The sequence below is a fragment of the Lysinibacillus sp. NPDC097279 genome (genome assembly GCF_044761745.1).
Lineage (GTDB): Bacteria > Bacillota > Bacilli > Bacillales_A > Planococcaceae > Lysinibacillus.
In genome coordinates this window covers 482,874-498,266 of record NZ_JBIWDA010000001.1, presented here as the reverse complement: position 1 = coordinate 498,266, position 15,393 = coordinate 482,874, and the positions used below count along the sequence as shown (strand labels likewise).

Annotated in this window: 16 protein-coding genes; all 16 read right to left on the bottom strand. The window is 38.9% G+C overall.

Annotated elements, in window-relative coordinates:
• Positions 1 to 10: 10 nt before the first annotated feature.
• Positions 11 to 1,015: a flotillin-like protein FloA gene (floA, locus tag ACIQ1H_RS02335; RefSeq protein WP_139860794.1), complete on the bottom strand. Its 1,005-nt coding sequence runs from the start codon at positions 1,013 to 1,015 to the stop codon at positions 11 to 13.
• A 4-nt stretch (positions 1,016 to 1,019) separates the two neighbouring features.
• Positions 1,020 to 2,348: an NfeD family protein gene (locus ACIQ1H_RS02330; RefSeq protein ID WP_402886231.1), complete on the bottom strand. Its 1,329-nt coding sequence runs from the start codon at positions 2,346 to 2,348 to the stop codon at positions 1,020 to 1,022.
• Positions 2,349 to 2,683: 335 nt separating this feature from the next.
• Positions 2,684 to 2,857 (bottom strand): 30S ribosomal protein S21, encoded by a 174-nt coding sequence (gene rpsU / locus ACIQ1H_RS02325; RefSeq protein ID WP_004227078.1) that lies wholly within the window; start codon positions 2,855 to 2,857, stop codon positions 2,684 to 2,686.
• Positions 2,858 to 3,218: 361 nt separating this feature from the next.
• Positions 3,219 to 3,788, bottom strand: a complete 570-nt coding sequence (locus tag ACIQ1H_RS02320) for a manganese catalase family protein (RefSeq protein WP_139860639.1) — start codon at positions 3,786 to 3,788, stop codon at positions 3,219 to 3,221.
• 39 nt (positions 3,789 to 3,827) lie between these two features.
• Entirely contained in the window at positions 3,828 to 4,091 is a 264-nt protein-coding gene (locus ACIQ1H_RS02315) for a spore coat protein CotJB (protein WP_139860636.1), read from the bottom strand.
• Positions 4,084 to 4,311, bottom strand: a complete 228-nt coding sequence (locus ACIQ1H_RS02310) for a spore coat associated protein CotJA (protein ID WP_402886228.1) — start codon at positions 4,309 to 4,311, stop codon at positions 4,084 to 4,086. The genes ACIQ1H_RS02315 and ACIQ1H_RS02310 overlap by 8 nt, the downstream gene beginning before the upstream one ends.
• A 195-nt stretch (positions 4,312 to 4,506) precedes the next feature.
• On the bottom strand, positions 4,507 to 5,178 hold the full coding sequence (gene deoC / locus ACIQ1H_RS02305; RefSeq protein WP_402886226.1) for a deoxyribose-phosphate aldolase: 672 nt from the start codon (positions 5,176 to 5,178) through the stop codon (positions 4,507 to 4,509).
• Between the two features lie 197 nt (positions 5,179 to 5,375).
• Complete coding sequence (mtaB, locus tag ACIQ1H_RS02300) at positions 5,376 to 6,710, bottom strand: tRNA (N(6)-L-threonylcarbamoyladenosine(37)-C(2))-methylthiotransferase MtaB (protein WP_172772089.1); 1,335 nt, start codon at positions 6,708 to 6,710, stop codon at positions 5,376 to 5,378.
• Positions 6,711 to 6,725: 15 nt separating this feature from the next.
• Positions 6,726 to 7,463 carry a 16S rRNA (uracil(1498)-N(3))-methyltransferase gene (locus ACIQ1H_RS02295; RefSeq protein ID WP_402886224.1) on the bottom strand — a complete coding sequence of 246 codons (738 nt, stop codon included), beginning with the start codon at positions 7,461 to 7,463 and terminating at the stop codon, positions 6,726 to 6,728.
• A 77-nt stretch (positions 7,464 to 7,540) separates the two neighbouring features.
• On the bottom strand, positions 7,541 to 8,482 hold the full coding sequence (prmA, locus tag ACIQ1H_RS02290; RefSeq protein ID WP_402886222.1) for a 50S ribosomal protein L11 methyltransferase: 942 nt from the start codon (positions 8,480 to 8,482) through the stop codon (positions 7,541 to 7,543).
• Positions 8,483 to 8,503: 21 nt separating this feature from the next.
• Positions 8,504 to 9,625: a molecular chaperone DnaJ gene (gene dnaJ, locus ACIQ1H_RS02285; RefSeq protein ID WP_402886220.1), complete on the bottom strand. Its 1,122-nt coding sequence runs from the start codon at positions 9,623 to 9,625 to the stop codon at positions 8,504 to 8,506.
• 241 nt (positions 9,626 to 9,866) lie between these two features.
• Positions 9,867 to 11,705 carry a molecular chaperone DnaK gene (gene dnaK / locus ACIQ1H_RS02280; RefSeq protein ID WP_402886218.1) on the bottom strand — a complete coding sequence of 613 codons (1,839 nt, stop codon included), beginning with the start codon at positions 11,703 to 11,705 and terminating at the stop codon, positions 9,867 to 9,869.
• A 73-nt stretch (positions 11,706 to 11,778) separates the two neighbouring features.
• A complete protein-coding gene (gene grpE, locus ACIQ1H_RS02275) occupies positions 11,779 to 12,345 on the bottom strand; it encodes a nucleotide exchange factor GrpE (RefSeq protein ID WP_402886216.1) in 567 nt (188 codons plus the stop codon).
• Positions 12,346 to 12,362: 17 nt separating this feature from the next.
• The gene (gene hrcA / locus ACIQ1H_RS02270; protein ID WP_402886214.1) at positions 12,363 to 13,391 is read right to left on the bottom strand and encodes a heat-inducible transcriptional repressor HrcA; all 1,029 of its coding nucleotides are present in this window, start codon (positions 13,389 to 13,391) and stop codon (positions 12,363 to 12,365) included.
• Positions 13,392 to 13,480: 89 nt separating this feature from the next.
• Positions 13,481 to 14,626: a radical SAM family heme chaperone HemW gene (gene hemW, locus ACIQ1H_RS02265; protein ID WP_172772096.1), complete on the bottom strand. Its 1,146-nt coding sequence runs from the start codon at positions 14,624 to 14,626 to the stop codon at positions 13,481 to 13,483.
• A gap of 246 nt (positions 14,627 to 14,872) precedes the next feature.
• Positions 14,873 to 15,274, bottom strand: coding sequence for a YhfM domain-containing protein (locus ACIQ1H_RS02260; protein WP_402886212.1), 402 nt, complete (start codon positions 15,272 to 15,274; stop codon positions 14,873 to 14,875).
• Between the last annotated feature and the right edge of the window lie 119 nt (positions 15,275 to 15,393).

Genomic DNA, 15,393 nt, shown 5'->3' with positions numbered 1-15,393 from the left:
TTTCCGTTAATTATGCTTTTGGTTCGCTAGGGTCTGATTTGTCTGTACTTACTTTTGAAATGGAGTCACGCATAGCCGTATCTGCTTGAATATTACGGTAGTTCATATAGTCCATAATACCAAGGTTACCAGAACGTAAAGCTTCTGCCATTGCTTGTGGTACTTCTGCTTCTGCCTCTACTACTTTCGCCTTCATTTCTTGTACGCGGGCAATCATTTCTTGCTCATTTGCTACAGCCATTGCACGACGTTCTTCCGCTTTCGCTTGGGCAATGTTTTTATCTGCTTGCGCTTGTTCAATTTGTAATTCGGCACCGATATTTTTACCGATATCCACATCCGCAATATCAATCGATAAGATTTCAAATGCTGTCCCAGAGTCTAAGCCTTTAGATAATACTGTTTGTGAAATCATATCTGGATTTTCAAGGACTGTTGTATGGCTTGATGCACTACCGATTGTCGAAACGATACCTTCACCTACACGGGCAATAACTGTTTCCTCACCTGCACCACCGACTAAACGTTCGATGTTTGCACGAACTGTGATACGTGCCTTTGCTTTAACTTCAATCCCGTTCATTGCCACACCTGCAATAAATGGTGTTTCAATTACTTTTGGGTTAACAGACATTTGTACCGCTTCTAAAACATCACGACCAGCAAGGTCAATTGCAGCACAACGTTCAAATGTTAGCTCAATATTAGCACGGTGAGCAGCAATTAGTGCATTTACGACACGGTCTACATTACCACCTGCTAAATAGTGACTTTCTAATTGATTAATCGTCACTGGTAAGCCAGCTTTATGTGCTTTGATTAACGGATTGACGATACGTGAAGGAATTACACGACGTAAGCGCATTCCGATTAATGTGAAAATACTAACACGGACACCTGCAGCAAGTGCAGAAATCCACAGCGCCACTGGTACAAATGTAAAAAATACAGCGACGACAATAAATAGTAGGACTAGCCCGATTATTGGGCCCACTAAAGCTAAATCAATTCCCATGTTGTTATTCCTCCATCTCTTTTTCTGTTTGTCTCACAACAATACGTGAGCCTTCTACTTTAATCACTTCTACATTCTTCCCTACATCAACATAGCCACCTTCTGACACAACGTCAATTCGTTCATTCACAAATCGAATTGTACCTGCTGGGCGAAGTGGTGTTAACGTTATACCAACCTTCCCTAACAACTCAGTGCGATTAACGTTAGACACATAGCCCTCTTCCGTTGTAGTAGCATCCATGAGCACTAACTTGTTTAAAACATGCATTTTTTTACCGAAAAATTTCATCAGGATCACCATTCCTATTATGGCTACTACAAGCGCAATAAAAATCGCCATGACCATTTGCATCATGTTTGCACCTGCCAGCAGCAAGCTAAGTAATATAAGCACGCCACCTAAAATACCAACAATGCCTCCGGGGACAAAAAATTCCGCAATGACGAGTGCTAAGCCTGCAATGAAAATTAATAATGTTTCATAGCCTGCAAAACCTGCTACCATATGACCGAAGAAAAATAAACCTAGAGCTGATAAACCCATTATACCTGGAACACCGAAACCAGGCGAATAAAGCTCCATTACAAGTCCTAAACTCGCAATAGACAATAAAATCGGTACGATAAGTGGATTTGTAATAAAACGAGCAATTTTTTCAGCAAAGGTTGGCTCAATTGGTACAATATCACTACCCTTTAACCCTGTCTTCGCCAAAAGTTCCTGAAAATTAGCAACAGTTCCTTCAGAATAGCCAACCTTCTCAGCCTCTGAGGCAGATAATGTTAACAAATTTTCGCCTCCAGCTCGATATTCTGGCAAATTGATTTTCGTATCCGCCATTGCTAGAGCATATTTCGGATCTCGTCCAGATGTTTCGGCAGCCGCCTGCATTTGAGCGAGCCACGCGCTATGAGCCTTATTATCTGCTGCATTGCCAGCAGAATCGATTACTGCTGCTGCGCCAATTGTTCCATTAGGAACCATATAAATTTCATCTGCATGTAAGGCTAAAAAAGCACCGGCTGAATGGGCATCCTTGTTAATAAAAGCAATCGTACGTATCGTAGTGGCATCCATAAGCATGGCGATATCGCTTGCTGCATTGAAAAAACCACCCGGCGTATGTATCTCGAGTACAATCGCTTCTGCATAGTTTTCTTCAGCCTCTTTAAAAGCTCGTTCTAAAAATGCGTGAAGTCCACGTTCAACTTCATCATGAATCGGCACGTGGTACACCTTGCTACTTGCAAATGCTGAAGTCAGTGGAAACGCTACCAAAACAGTCATCCAAATCACAATAATATAGCTAAGGATTCTCCTTTTCCGCATCTTTTTCCCTCCCTTCTAACATGCTTCTCTACTCTATATACGACTGACTTTGTAAAAAGTTTCACAAAATCAAGTTTATTTTTATTATACAGTATGAAGTATGTTTTTTCCCTTCAGCTGATTAGCAAAGTTGCTGTTTTCTTATAAATAAAAAAAGCCGAATGAAATCTGTAGTGATTTCATTCGACTTTTTCGAATATGTACCGCAAAAAGAGCATCATGCAAAATACCTGGAATTAATCGCAATTGCAACTAATTCCAGGTATATCATTGTCTGCTCAGTGAATCATACAATTGCGTGTTTTGAACGTAGGGATTTTTAATGGGAAATTAAATTACCACTTACGTTTACGTGCAGCTTCTGATTTCTTTTTACGTTTAACGCTAGGTTTTTCGTAGAACTCGCGCTTTCTAACTTCTTGAATTGTACCACTTTTTGATACAGTACGTTTGAAGCGGCGAAGAGCATCTTCAAGCGATTCGTTTTTGCGAACGACAGTTTTTGACATCTCTCTTTCCCTCCCTCCGAACACACGTCAATACACAAAACAATTAGGCTAATAACCAACTGTTGTGTACTAAAAAATTATACCGTATTGTCTTATAACGGTCAATAGAAAGTATTCGAAATCGCAAAGAGAATTTTTAAAATCCATTTTAACCGTATTTTATATTGTTCTTCAGATAACAATAAGGATAGTCATTGTGTACAAATAGTAAAGAAGAGAGTGCAGTGTCTCTACCCAATAGAACAAAAATACTTTCTTGAGAGAGGGTACATTAATGTCTCTTCGTCATCACAAAAACTTTCATACACTACAAACTAAAAAATCCACGCTCCTTTACTGTTTTGATAAAGGCGTAAATTGGTTAAAAGATTTTCTTTGTGTTGCCATCTTCGATTAAAATTTCTACAGCCTCTCTAAAGCGCTGCGAATGGATAATTTCTCGTTCTCTTAAAAAAATCAAACTATCATTTAAATCAGGGTCATCCGATAAGTCAATTATCCATTGATATGTGGCACGTGCTTTTTCTTCCGCCGCAATATCTTCGTATAAATCAGCAATTGGATCTCCTTTTGCCTGTATATAGGAAGCAGTAAATGGTACCCCCGATGCATTTTGATAAAACAGTGCTTTATCATGGTTAACATAATGATCTGCGAGTCCTGCTTCTTTAATTTGCTGAGGGGTTGCATCTTTTGTTAGCTTATAAATCATTGTGGCAATCATTTCGAGGTGAGAAAACTCTTCTGTTGCTATATCCGTTAACAAGCCTACTACTTTATCAGGTATTGTATAACGTTGATTCATATAGCGAAGTGCCGCTGCTAGCTCACCATCTGCACCACCATACTGCTCTATTAAATACTTTGCTAGCATCGGGTTACAAGTACTAACTTTGACTGGATACTGGAGCTTTTTTTCATAATACCACAAACATCTTTCCCCCTAATCCAAATGTATTTCATTCCGTATTTAAACTTGCCAAGGCCATGGCGTATCAACCCAATTGAACGGATAATTCGAATAGCTTCTTCCGAAATTCATAAGCGGACCAAATTTTTGTTCAAAATCGACTTTTAATCGCATACTTTTTTCGGTATTTTCATTAAATTGGGTAATTGCGGCATAATCATGTGGATGTGTGTCTAAATAAAGATTTAATTCAACGATAACAAAATCAATCGCTTGAATTTCTTCGAGAAGCTGATAAAACTCTGGTGGCATTTGTTTACTCACCTTTCATCCCACCTCTCTCTGGGTTCGGATAGGGACTAAAAAAATCAGGCCATAGTGTACCAAATTTTAACGCTTCCCTTGCAGTCTGAAACTGTGGTAGACCAGGCGGTTGAAAGCCTATATACAGTTGTGGAGGTGTTGCAAAGGTTTTGACCTCTATCGGTTTACAAGGATCAAAAGGACTGATATAAGGTCGCCAATACTTATATTGCGTAAACATAAAATCCTCCCTTCTAAAACAATTACATCATTCGAGTATATGAGGTCGGAAAAATAATTATTCTGATGAAAAAATTAGCTTAACGGCGTTTGCTTTGTAGTTGTTCCTTACAGACCATTTTTAAATGTAAACAAAAAAATAGCGTACTAGAAAATATTCCAGTACACTATTTCTTCTATTTAAGCATTATTGAAATTAATAATTAGAATCAGTAATTAAGCCCTTCATGATTGCTACTCCAGAACTTGCTCCAATACGAGTGGCACCAGCTTCAACCATTTTTTGCATATCTTCCAAGCTACGAACCCCACCAGAAGCTTTCACACCTAGCTCAGGTCCTACTGTTTTACGCATTAACGCTATGTCCACTGCTGTTGCTCCACCAGTAGAGAAGCCTGTTGACGTTTTCACGTAATCTGCGCCAGCTGCTACAGACAGTTCACAAGCTTTTACTTTTTCTTCTTCAGTTAGTAGGCAAGTTTCGATAATTACTTTTACAATCGCACTGCCTTTTGCCGCTTCTACTACTGCCGCAATATCCGCTTGTACTTGTTCGAAGTTTTGATCTTTTAAAGCGCCAATATTGATGACCATATCCACTTCTTGTGCGCCATTCGCAATCGCATCTTTGGCTTCAAATGCTTTTACAGCTGGTGTATTAGCGCCTAATGGGAAACCAATAACCGTACATACTAAAACATCTGAGTTTTGTAATAGCTCGCTACAATATTTCACCCACGTTGGGTTTACGCAAACAGATGCAAAGCCGAATTCTTTTGCCTCTGCACATAGCTTTTCAATCTGTTCTTTCGTCGCCTCAGCCTTTAATAAAGTGTGATCAATCATATTTGCATAATTTGTTGTCATTTAACAAGCACTCCTTCTAACTTAAGTTGTCCGTACCTCTCTGGAATAATACCATGTTTTCACGTTTCCGTCTAATGTCTTAAGTCATTACACAATGGTTTTTAATTTGTCATAGTCTTTATCATGCCCGTTTAAGGGTAATATTATCAATAAAAAAAGGATTGTCTATCATCAATAGATAGACAATCCTTAGGCTATTATTTTACAGTTTCTAATAAGCGTACAAACTGCCCTTTAGAGTGAGGGTAGCCCGCTTGTGTAATTTTGACCTTTACAAGTTGACCAATCAGGTTTTCAGGACCTTCAAAAACTACTTTTAAGTAGTTGTCAGTGTAACCCGTTAATAAGCCCTCTTCCTCACTACCATCATGAACAAATTCTTCAGGTATTACTTCTAATACTTCATTTTCGAAGCGAGAAGCATATTCCTTCGCAAGTTGGTCATTTAAAGCGATTAGGCGGTGAACGCGCTCATTTTTAATGTCCTCATCGATTTGGTCTTCCATACGGGCTGCAGGTGTGCCTGTACGAGGAGAGAATGGGAACACATGTAACTCTGAAAATTTATGGTCACGAATAAAGTTATATGTTTCCATAAATTCTTCTTCTGTCTCACCTGGGAAACCAACGATTACGTCAGAAGTAACAGCTAAGTTCGGTAACGCTTCATGTAATTTTGTTAAGCGTTCGCCGAAAAATGCCATCGTGTACTTACGGCGCATACGTTTTAATACTGTATCCGATCCTGATTGAATCGGAATGTGTAAATGATTAACAACAATATTTGACTCACGTAAAACATCGATAACTTCATCTGTTAGTTGGCTAGCTTCAATAGAAGAAATACGTAAACGTTTTAATCCTTTTACATTCGCCTCTAAATCACGTAGCAACTGAGCAAGGTTATAATCTTTTAAGTCTTGTCCATAGCCACCTGTATGAATCCCTGTTAGTACGATTTCAAGGTAACCAGCATCGACTAATTGTTGTGCTTGATTTAGTACTTCCTGCGGATCACGTGAGCGCATTAAACCACGCGCCCAAGGAATAATACAAAACGTACAGAAGTTATTACAGCCTTCTTGGATTTTTAATGATGCACGTGTTCGGTCTGTAAATGCTGGCACATCTAATTCTTCATATACACGATTTTTCATAATGTTGCGTACAGCGTTAATTGGTTGACGCTCGTTACGATATTGCTCAATATAGCCAAGTAATTTTGTACGATCCTGTGTTCCTACAACAATATCTACACCAGGAATCGCCATAATTTCCGCTGGCGACGTTTGCGCATAACAGCCTGTAACACAAATAACCGCATCTGGATTTTGACGCACAGCTCGACGAATAACTTGACGCGATTTTTTATCGCCCGTATTTGTTACTGTACATGTATTAATGACATAAACGTCAGCCTGATGATCAAACTCCGTACGATCATAACCATCTTCTTTAAACAGTTGCCAAATAGCCTCTGTTTCATAGTGATTTACTTTACAGCCAAGTGTGTGAAAAGCCACTTTTGACAAGGCTAAACACCTCTTTCATTCAAATTCATATGATATTGCAGATAGCGCATAAAGTGGCGCTGTTTCTGCACGTAAAATTCTTGGACCAAGAGACATTGTTTGCGCGCCAGCTTGCTTTAACATATCAGCTTCTTTCCGCGCAATACCACCTTCTGGACCGAAGATAATAAGGATTGATTTCGACTCCTTATCATACACGTTTTTTAGCTTATCCGCAAACCTTGTGCGTTTTTCTGCCTTTGCATCTTCTTCATCTGCAATAAATATAGCGTCAAAATCGTCCATACGCGATACAAGCTGTGTAAACTTTATTGGCTCGTATATTTCGGGTATGTGCGTGCGATGTGATTGCTCCGCTGCCTCTTTTGCAATTTTTTGCAAGCGCTCCTGTTTTTTCGCACCCTTTTTGACATCCCATTTTACAATTGATCGCTCCGCTTCAAATGGCAACAAGGCATACATACCAAGCTCAGTCGCTTTTTGTGTAATGAGTTCTAATTTATCACCTTTAGGCAGCCCACAAGCAACTGTTACACGAACAGGAAGCTCTGGCGATGGAATTGTTCGTCCCGTCGCATGCACAATGACATCATCCTCTTCAAATGCAGTAATTGTGCAAATATAAGCTGTGTCTTGTGCAACGACGATAATCTCCGCACCTTCTTTCATGCGCATAACACGCATGATATGTCGCGCATCTTCACCAGTAATGCGTGCTGAATCAATGGATGTATCGATGAAATAACGTTGCATAGCTAATACTCCTTTCTGATAACGAAAACGCCAAGCCGTAAGCACTCGGCTCACGATTTGGCGCTTCCTTGGTCAATTTATAGTGGTCGACGAGCGATAATTGCTACCCAATCTTCCATTAATAATACTTCTTCAATAACAAAGCCTGAAGCTTCAAGTGCTGCTTTCACATCATCTCGTTTCGCTCCGATGATGCCTGAAGTGACATATAATCCGCCTGGTTTAACAATTGTAAATGCATCGTCAGTAAAGGACATAATAATCTCTGCTAAAATGTTTGCGACTACAACATCAGCTGGCTCTTTCACAGTATCTAATAAGTTACCGTGGAAAACGTCAACTTTATCGCTTACTTTATTTAACGCAACATTTTCTTGGGCAGAACGTACAGCCACTTCATCTAAATCTAGCGCATGCACACTTTTTGCGCCAAGCATTGCTGCACCAATCGAAAGAACTCCAGAGCCTGTGCCAATATCGACAACCGTGTCGCCTTCTTTAACGACTTTCTCAAGTCCTTGTAAGCACATAACCGTTGTTGGGTGTGTTCCTGTACCGAATGCCATACCAGGATCTAACTCAATGATTAATTCATCCGTTGAAACTGGTGTATAGTCTTCCCATGTCGGTACAATTGTAAAACGTTCCGAAATTTTAACAGGGTGATAGTATTGTTTCCACGCTGTCGCCCAATCTTCCTCGTTCACTTCTACAATCGAAACAACATTTTCTCCGATATCAATGTTGAAATTCGTTAAATTCGTAATCGCTGCCTTGATTTCTTCAACTGTTTCATTTAAAAAGCTAGACTCTGATAAGTAAGCTTTAACGATAACGCCCTCTTTTGGAAAATCATCTTCATTTAGCGCGTAAATCTCACCATACTGATCTTCACGTGGCTTCGCGAATTCAGCTGAATCCTCAATTACAACACCGCTAGCTCCTGCTTCATGCAAAATATTTGAAATTGCTTCCACCGCTTCATTTTTTGTATGAATGGATAGTTCTGACCACTTCACGTAGCTCTTCAGCTCCTCTAATTATTCACCTTGGAATTTTTTCTTGATTTTATCAAATAGTGAGCTTCCTTGTTCTTCTGGAATATCGCCACTAATTTCTGCAAATTCACGTAGTAATTGTTTTTGTTTCTCTGTTAATTTTTCTGGCGTAATAACTCTAACTGTTACATATTGGTTACCTGTTCCATAACCATGAACATTTTTTACACCTTTATCTTTCAAGCGGAATTGTGCACCTGATTGTGTACCCGCTGGAATACGTAATTTCACTTTACCATGTACAGTAGGTACCTCAATTTCATCCCCTAATGCTGCCTGAGGGAATGTTAATTTTAATTCGTAGTAAATATCATCGCCATCGCGTTCGAATTCATTGTGCCCTTGAACGCGGAACATAATGTATAAGTCACCTGCTGGACCACCGTTAATACCTGGTTCACCTTGACCTGTTACACGAATTTGTTGACCATCATCAACCCCTGCTGGGATGGATACTTTAATTTTTTTACGTTTTTGAACTTTACCTTCACCGCGACAAGTTGAACATTTTTCTTTAATGATTTTACCTGTTCCGTGACATGTCGTACAAGTACGACGATTCATCATGCGGCCAAATGGTGTATCAACAGCCTGATTAATTTGTCCTGCACCTTTACAAGTAGAACATGTTTCAGGAGTTGTACCTGGTTTTGCACCTGAGCCATGACATGTTTCACATGTTTCGTCTTTAGGAATTTCAATTTCTGTTTCTTTCCCAAAAATCGCTTCCTCAAATTTAATATTCATGCGGTATTGCAGATCGTCACCTTTACGTGGTGCATTCGGGTCTTGTCGGCGTCCACCACCGCCAAAGAATGAACTGAAAATATCCTCGAAGCCGCCAAAGCCGCCGCCTCCGAAACCGCCGCCTCCAAAACCTGCATTTGGATCTTCGTGTCCAAATTGGTCGTAGCGCGCTTTTTTCTGATCGTCACTTAATACTTCATAAGCTTCAGCAATTTCTTTGAATTTTTCATCTGCACCTGGCTCTTTATTTAGATCAGGATGGTATTGTTTTGATAATTTACGGTATGCCTTTTTAATGTCATCTTTAGAAGCCGATTTCGTTAAACCAAGCACCTCGTAATAATCGCGTTTCTCCATGATTCACACTCCGCTCTTTTTGCATAAAATCTATTGTAACATGCAGTCTAAAAAACTGCCTCTATTTTCGCCATAATTTTCACTTTTCTACCCATATTTCTAAGCTTCATAGTCGAATTGACAAGCCCTTGCCACTTCAATTTCGTCTATTCAAACTCAAAAAACAATTGTATAGAAAGAGAAAAGCCAAAGCCGCAAGCGGTCTTTGGCTTCTTCACTTTACTGTTATGTTGATAATTTCTTATTTGTCGTCTTTTACTTCTTCAAAGTCAGCGTCTACGATGTCGTCTTTTTTATCAGCTCCAGCATCTGGACCTGCCTCGCCACCTTGAGCTGCTTGTGCTGCAGCTGCCGCTTGTTCGTATACTTTCATTACTAGAGGCTGTAATACGCCTTCTAATTTTTCTTTCGCTGCTTTAATACCTTCTAATTCGCCAGCTTCAAGCGCTTTTTTAAGTTCATCACGAGCATCTTCTACAGATTTTTTCTCATCTTCTGTAATTTGCTCACCTAAGTCAGCAATTGTTTTATCAACTTGGAACACTAATTGGTCCGCTTCGTTGCGAAGATCTGCTTCTTCTTTACGTTTTGCATCGGCTTCCGCATTCGCTTCAGCGTCTTTTACCATGCGTTCGATTTCATCGTCTGATAAACCAGAATCAGATTGAATTACAATTGTTTGCTCTTTATTTGTACCTAAATCTTTCGCTTTAACCGAAACGATACCATTTTTGTCGATATCAAATGTAACTTCGATTTGTGGAATACCACGTGGTGCTGGTGGAATATCCGCTAATTGGAAGCGACCTAATGTTTTGTTATCCGCTGCCATAGAACGTTCACCTTGCAATACGTGAATATCTACTGCTGGTTGGTTATCAGCCGCAGTTGAGAACACTTGTGATTTAGATGTTGGAATTGTCGTGTTACGATCGATTAATTTTGTAAACACGCCTCCCATTGTTTCAATACCTAAAGAAAGTGGTGTTACGTCAAGAAGTACTACGTCTTTCACATCACCAGTTAATACGCCACCTTGAACTGCAGCACCCATCGCTACTACTTCGTCAGGGTTAACGCCACGGTGAGGCTCTTTACTAGTTTCTTTACGTACTGCTTCTTGTACTGCTGGAATACGAGTCGATCCACCAACTAAAATAACTTGGTCAATTTCTGAAGTTGATAGGCCTGCATCAGATAATGCTTGACGTACTGGACCTACTGTACGGTTTACTAATGGTAATGTAATTTCATCGAATTTCGCACGAGTTAAAGAGATTTCTAAGTGTAATGGACCTGCTTCACCAGCTGTAATGAATGGTAAAGAAATTTGTGTAGAAGTTACACCTGATAAATCTTTTTTCGCTTTTTCAGCTGCATCTTTCAGACGTTGCATAGCCATTTTATCTTTAGAAAGGTCGATGCCGTTTTCTTTTTTGAATTCAGCTACTAGATATTCGATAACTGCATCATCGAAATCGTCCCCACCAAGTTTGTTATCTCCAGCTGTAGCTAATACTTCGAATACACCGTCACCTAATTCAAGAATTGATACGTCGAATGTACCACCACCAAGGTCAAATACTAATACTTTTTGATCTACGTCTTGTTTGTCTAAACCATAAGCAAGTGCAGCAGCTGTTGGTTCGTTGATAATACGTTCTACTTCAAGACCAGCAATTTTACCAGCGTCTTTTGTCGCTTGACGTTGCGCATCGTTAAAGTAAGCAGGTACAGTAATTACTGCTTTTGTTACTTTTTCACCTAAGTAATCTTCTGCATAGCCTTTTAAGTATTGAAGAATCATTGCTGAAACTTCTTGTGGTGTATATTCTTTATCTTCCACTTTCACTTTATCAGCTGTACCCATTTTTGATTTGATTGAAATAATTGTGTTTGGATTTGTCACTGATTGGCGTTTTGCCACTTCACCAACTTGTTTTTCACCATTTTTAAATGCTACTACAGATGGTGTAGTACGATTTCCTTCTGGATTTGGAATAACTTTTGGTTCTCCGCCTTCAAGTACAGATACACAAGAGTTTGTTGTTCCTAAGTCAATACCGATAATTTTGCTCATAGTAAAATTTCCTCCTATTATTAAAACGCAAATTTGCGTTAATTAACTAAAATATTTTTGCTTAATGCTTTGACTATTCGTTTACAGATACCATCGTTGGGCGTAATACGCGATCTTTTAAAATATACCCTTTTTGCAGCTCACGTAACACTACACCTTGTTCTTTTTCACTATCTTGTTCTTGCATAACAGCTTGGTGGACGTTTGGATCAAACTGTTCACCTTCTGCCTTAATAACTTGTAAGCCTTCTTTTTCTGTTGCTTCCAATAGTGAGCGGTAGACCATTTCGATGCCCTTTACGATTGATACTGCTTCCTCAGAAGTCGGTTCAATTTGCAAAGCACGTTCAAAATTATCTAATACCGGCAGTAAATCCGATAATAGATTTTGTGCACGATATTTTTCGGCAGCCTCGCGATCAAGCTGAGAACGACGACGTAAATTATCGAAGTCTGCACGTAAGCGTAGGTGACGATTTTCCTCGTCATCTAGCTTTGCTTGCAACTCTGCTAGCTTTGCTTCATACTGCTCTTCCACTGTTAGTTCTACTTCTTGTGTTTCTGTTTGCTCGACAGTTGATTCGTTTTCAGCTTGTACATTTTCTTGTACAAGATCTTTGTTTTCAGTTGTTTCAGTCACTTAAATCCTCCTCATTATCAATCACTACGATTCTTCGTAAAAGCTTGGGTTAAATCCATGCGCATTACTTCAAGCAAAGCAACCACACGCTTGTAATCCATGCGTGTTGGACCAATAATTGCAATGGCTCCTTGTTGATCTTCACCTATTGAATATGTCGTTGTTATGACACTACAGTTTTCCATTTCTAACTGCTTATTTTCCGAGCCAATACGAATATGAATACCCGATTCGTTCGGATGGAAGAGCGACTGCACTTGGCTAGTCGTTTCCATTAAGTCCAGTATCATTCGGACTTTATTTAAATCGTGAAATTCCGGCTGGTTGAACATATTTGTCTTGCCACCATAGAAAATTTTACTTTCCGAATTTTGCATTGTAGCTGAAACGAGCGAATGGATAAAATCATCCGCAGATCGCACATGTTGTTGTAAAATGGCGGGTATTTCAATTTCCAATTTCTTGTGGATTTCATCTAATGAAACGCCAACTAAGCGTTCATTTAAGATGTTAACCATTTTTTCTAAATCAGCAGCGGTAAAATTAGGTGGTAAACTAAACATGCGATTCTCAACATGACCGTTATTCGTTACGATAATCGCTACTGCAGCATCACTTGAGAGTGGCACAATAGAAAAACGTTTTACTCGATGTCTTTGGACATCTGGTCCTAAAAGAATCGATGTATACGATGTCAGCTCTGATAAAATATTGGCTGATTTTCGGATAATGTGCTCTACTTCTACTAGACGTTCATTGAAAATCGATTGAATCTGCTGAATATCCCTAGAATTAATGCCCTGTGGACTCAACAAATGATCTACATAAAATCTATACCCCTTTTCCGAAGGCACTCGACCAGAGGAAGTATGTGTTTTTTCTAAGAAACCTAATTCCTCTAAATCCGCCATTTCGTTTCTAATAGTGGCTGGACTAAATGTAATCTCATGTTTTTTTGAGATTTGGCGAGAACCTACCGGCTGTGCAGACATAATAAAATCATCTACGATTACTTGCAATATCTGTAATTGCCGATTTGTTAGCATGATTATCACCTCTGTTAGCACTCAACCAAGAGGAGTGCTAATACTATTATTAAGTTATCAAATCCCACATTTTCTGTCAACGATATCGCTCAATCTTCTAGTAAAAATTGTTGAAAAACTTCATTTCCAACAAAACGCCCCTTGCGCGTAAGACGAATACCTACTTTATCATGCTCTAATAGACCTTCTAATACTAATTTATCTATAACTTGTCCATAGCGATTCATCATCGGCTCTTTAAATCTTTCTTCATATATAGCGTGCGCAATCCCTTCCGTTTTACGCAGTCCTAAAAACATTTGCTCTTCTCGCTGTTCAGTCTCAGTCACCACATGGTCCTGCATAATAGGCAAATCCCCTGCACTTACAGCATCCATATATTTTTTTAAAGGACCATGATTTGAATAGCGTACACCATTTATATAGCCATGTGCGCCTGCACCAAAACCAGCATATTCATCATTTTCCCAATAGATTTTATTATGAGTCGAAGCATAATCAGTCTTTGCAAAATTGCTAATTTCATATTGCAGAAGGCCATGCGATTGCATCTCTTGCATAAGGACATCATACATATCTGCTTCTATATCTTCCGTCGGTAAGCTTAACTTCCCTTTTGCATATTGGTTATAAAAAATCGTCTTTGGTTCCACTATAAGGGAGTACGCTGAAAAATGCGGGAGGTCAAGTGCGAACGCTTTTTCTAGTGTATCCTTCCATTGCTCCATTGTTTGGCCTGGCAAGCCATACATTAAATCGATGCTTACATTTTTAAAACCAACTTTTTTTGCAAGTGCAATTGTGTCATAGACATGTGCATTGCTATGTGTGCGGCCAATTTTTTTTAATAATTCTTGATCGAATGATTGCACGCCCATGCTTAAACGATTAACGCCTCCATTAAACAAGGCATGCATTTTTGCCTCTGATAATTCATCTGGATTCGCCTCTGATGTAAATTCTGTCACACTGTCCATCGGAATATACGTGCGAATCAGTTTGAGCAGTCTTGTCAATTGATCTGGAGATAAAGCAGTTGGTGTGCCTCCACCAAGAAAAATCGTCTCTATTTGGGTAAAACTATGTGGATATTTTTCCGTCGCAAGCGCCATCTCCTTGCCTAGTGTTTCGATATATTCATCTACAGGTTGATTTTTAAAGTAAAACTTATTGAAATCGCAATAGTTGCAGATTTGATGACAAAAAGGAATATGAATGTAAACACCTCGTGCCATAGCTATCCCTTCTTTCTAGTTGAGTTTTTCCATTTCCCCATTATAAACAAACGTTATGGAGAACGCCATGAATCCATCCAGATACATGAACGACAGTAAAAACGAGTTAGTACAAATTGACAATAAACTTTCAATAATATGTGAACTCTTTGAATTGTTATTAATAGAAAGAATCCATTAATGGTAGCTTTAAAGACCTTTCGAATAAAAGAAAAGACCTCCTAGCAAAAGCTTTGGAGTAAAATATTATTTAAGAAGATTAATTAACTGATCTGTTATTTCTTCTGGGATAGCATAAGTAACGTGTGTATCATTCACCTTCATTAAGGCACTTTTTTGTCCTTGTTCCCCTAGCCATAGATAATAACCTTGCTTAGTTCCATCTATATAAATGACCTTTAAATCAAATTCAGGCTCAGTCATATCTACTATCCCCTCTCTCTTTACAGCACTGGCGAAGGCATTGTTAAATATATCGAGCGTATTATTATCTTCATATTCTCCAAAAAAATTAGCATTCACTTTACCGAAACCACTTGATTTAGAGATACTGACCTTTGAAATATTTACACTTTCATTTGATTGGCATGCAATAACAATGACAGACAGAATACATAATGATAAAACAAATACTCTCATTTTTTTCATATACACTCTCTTTTTCCCATTATTTTACTATTAAATTCATACGAAACAAACCTTTTTTACAATTATAAGGATTACTTTTTTATTCATAACATAAAAACTGACCAAATTTATCGAACAGC

Bases quoted from the DNA above. Each gene is read 5' to 3' on its own strand.
- floA (WP_139860794.1), bottom strand. From the start codon at position 1,015: ATGGGAATTGATTTAGCTTTAGTGGGCCCAATAATCGGGCTAGTCCTA.
- ACIQ1H_RS02330 (WP_402886231.1), bottom strand. From the start codon at position 2,348: ATGCGGAAAAGGAGAATCCTTAGCTATATTATTGTGATTTGGATGACT.
- rpsU (WP_004227078.1), bottom strand. From the start codon at position 2,857: ATGTCAAAAACTGTCGTTCGCAAAAACGAATCGCTTGAAGATGCTCTT.
- ACIQ1H_RS02310 (WP_402886228.1), bottom strand. From the start codon at position 4,311: ATGTTTACGCAATATAAGTATTGGCGACCTTATATCAGTCCTTTTGAT.
- deoC (WP_402886226.1), bottom strand. From the start codon at position 5,178: ATGACAACAAATTATGCAAATATGATTGATCACACTTTATTAAAGGCT.
- ACIQ1H_RS02295 (WP_402886224.1), bottom strand. From the start codon at position 7,463: ATGCAACGTTATTTCATCGATACATCCATTGATTCAGCACGCATTACT.
- dnaJ (WP_402886220.1), bottom strand. From the start codon at position 9,625: ATGGAGAAACGCGATTATTACGAGGTGCTTGGTTTAACGAAATCGGCT.
- dnaK (WP_402886218.1), bottom strand. From the start codon at position 11,705: ATGAGCAAAATTATCGGTATTGACTTAGGAACAACAAACTCTTGTGTA.
- hrcA (WP_402886214.1), bottom strand. From the start codon at position 13,391: ATGCTAACAAATCGGCAATTACAGATATTGCAAGTAATCGTAGATGAT.
- hemW (WP_172772096.1), bottom strand. From the start codon at position 14,626: ATGGCACGAGGTGTTTACATTCATATTCCTTTTTGTCATCAAATCTGC.
- ACIQ1H_RS02260 (WP_402886212.1), bottom strand. From the start codon at position 15,274: ATGAAAAAAATGAGAGTATTTGTTTTATCATTATGTATTCTGTCTGTC.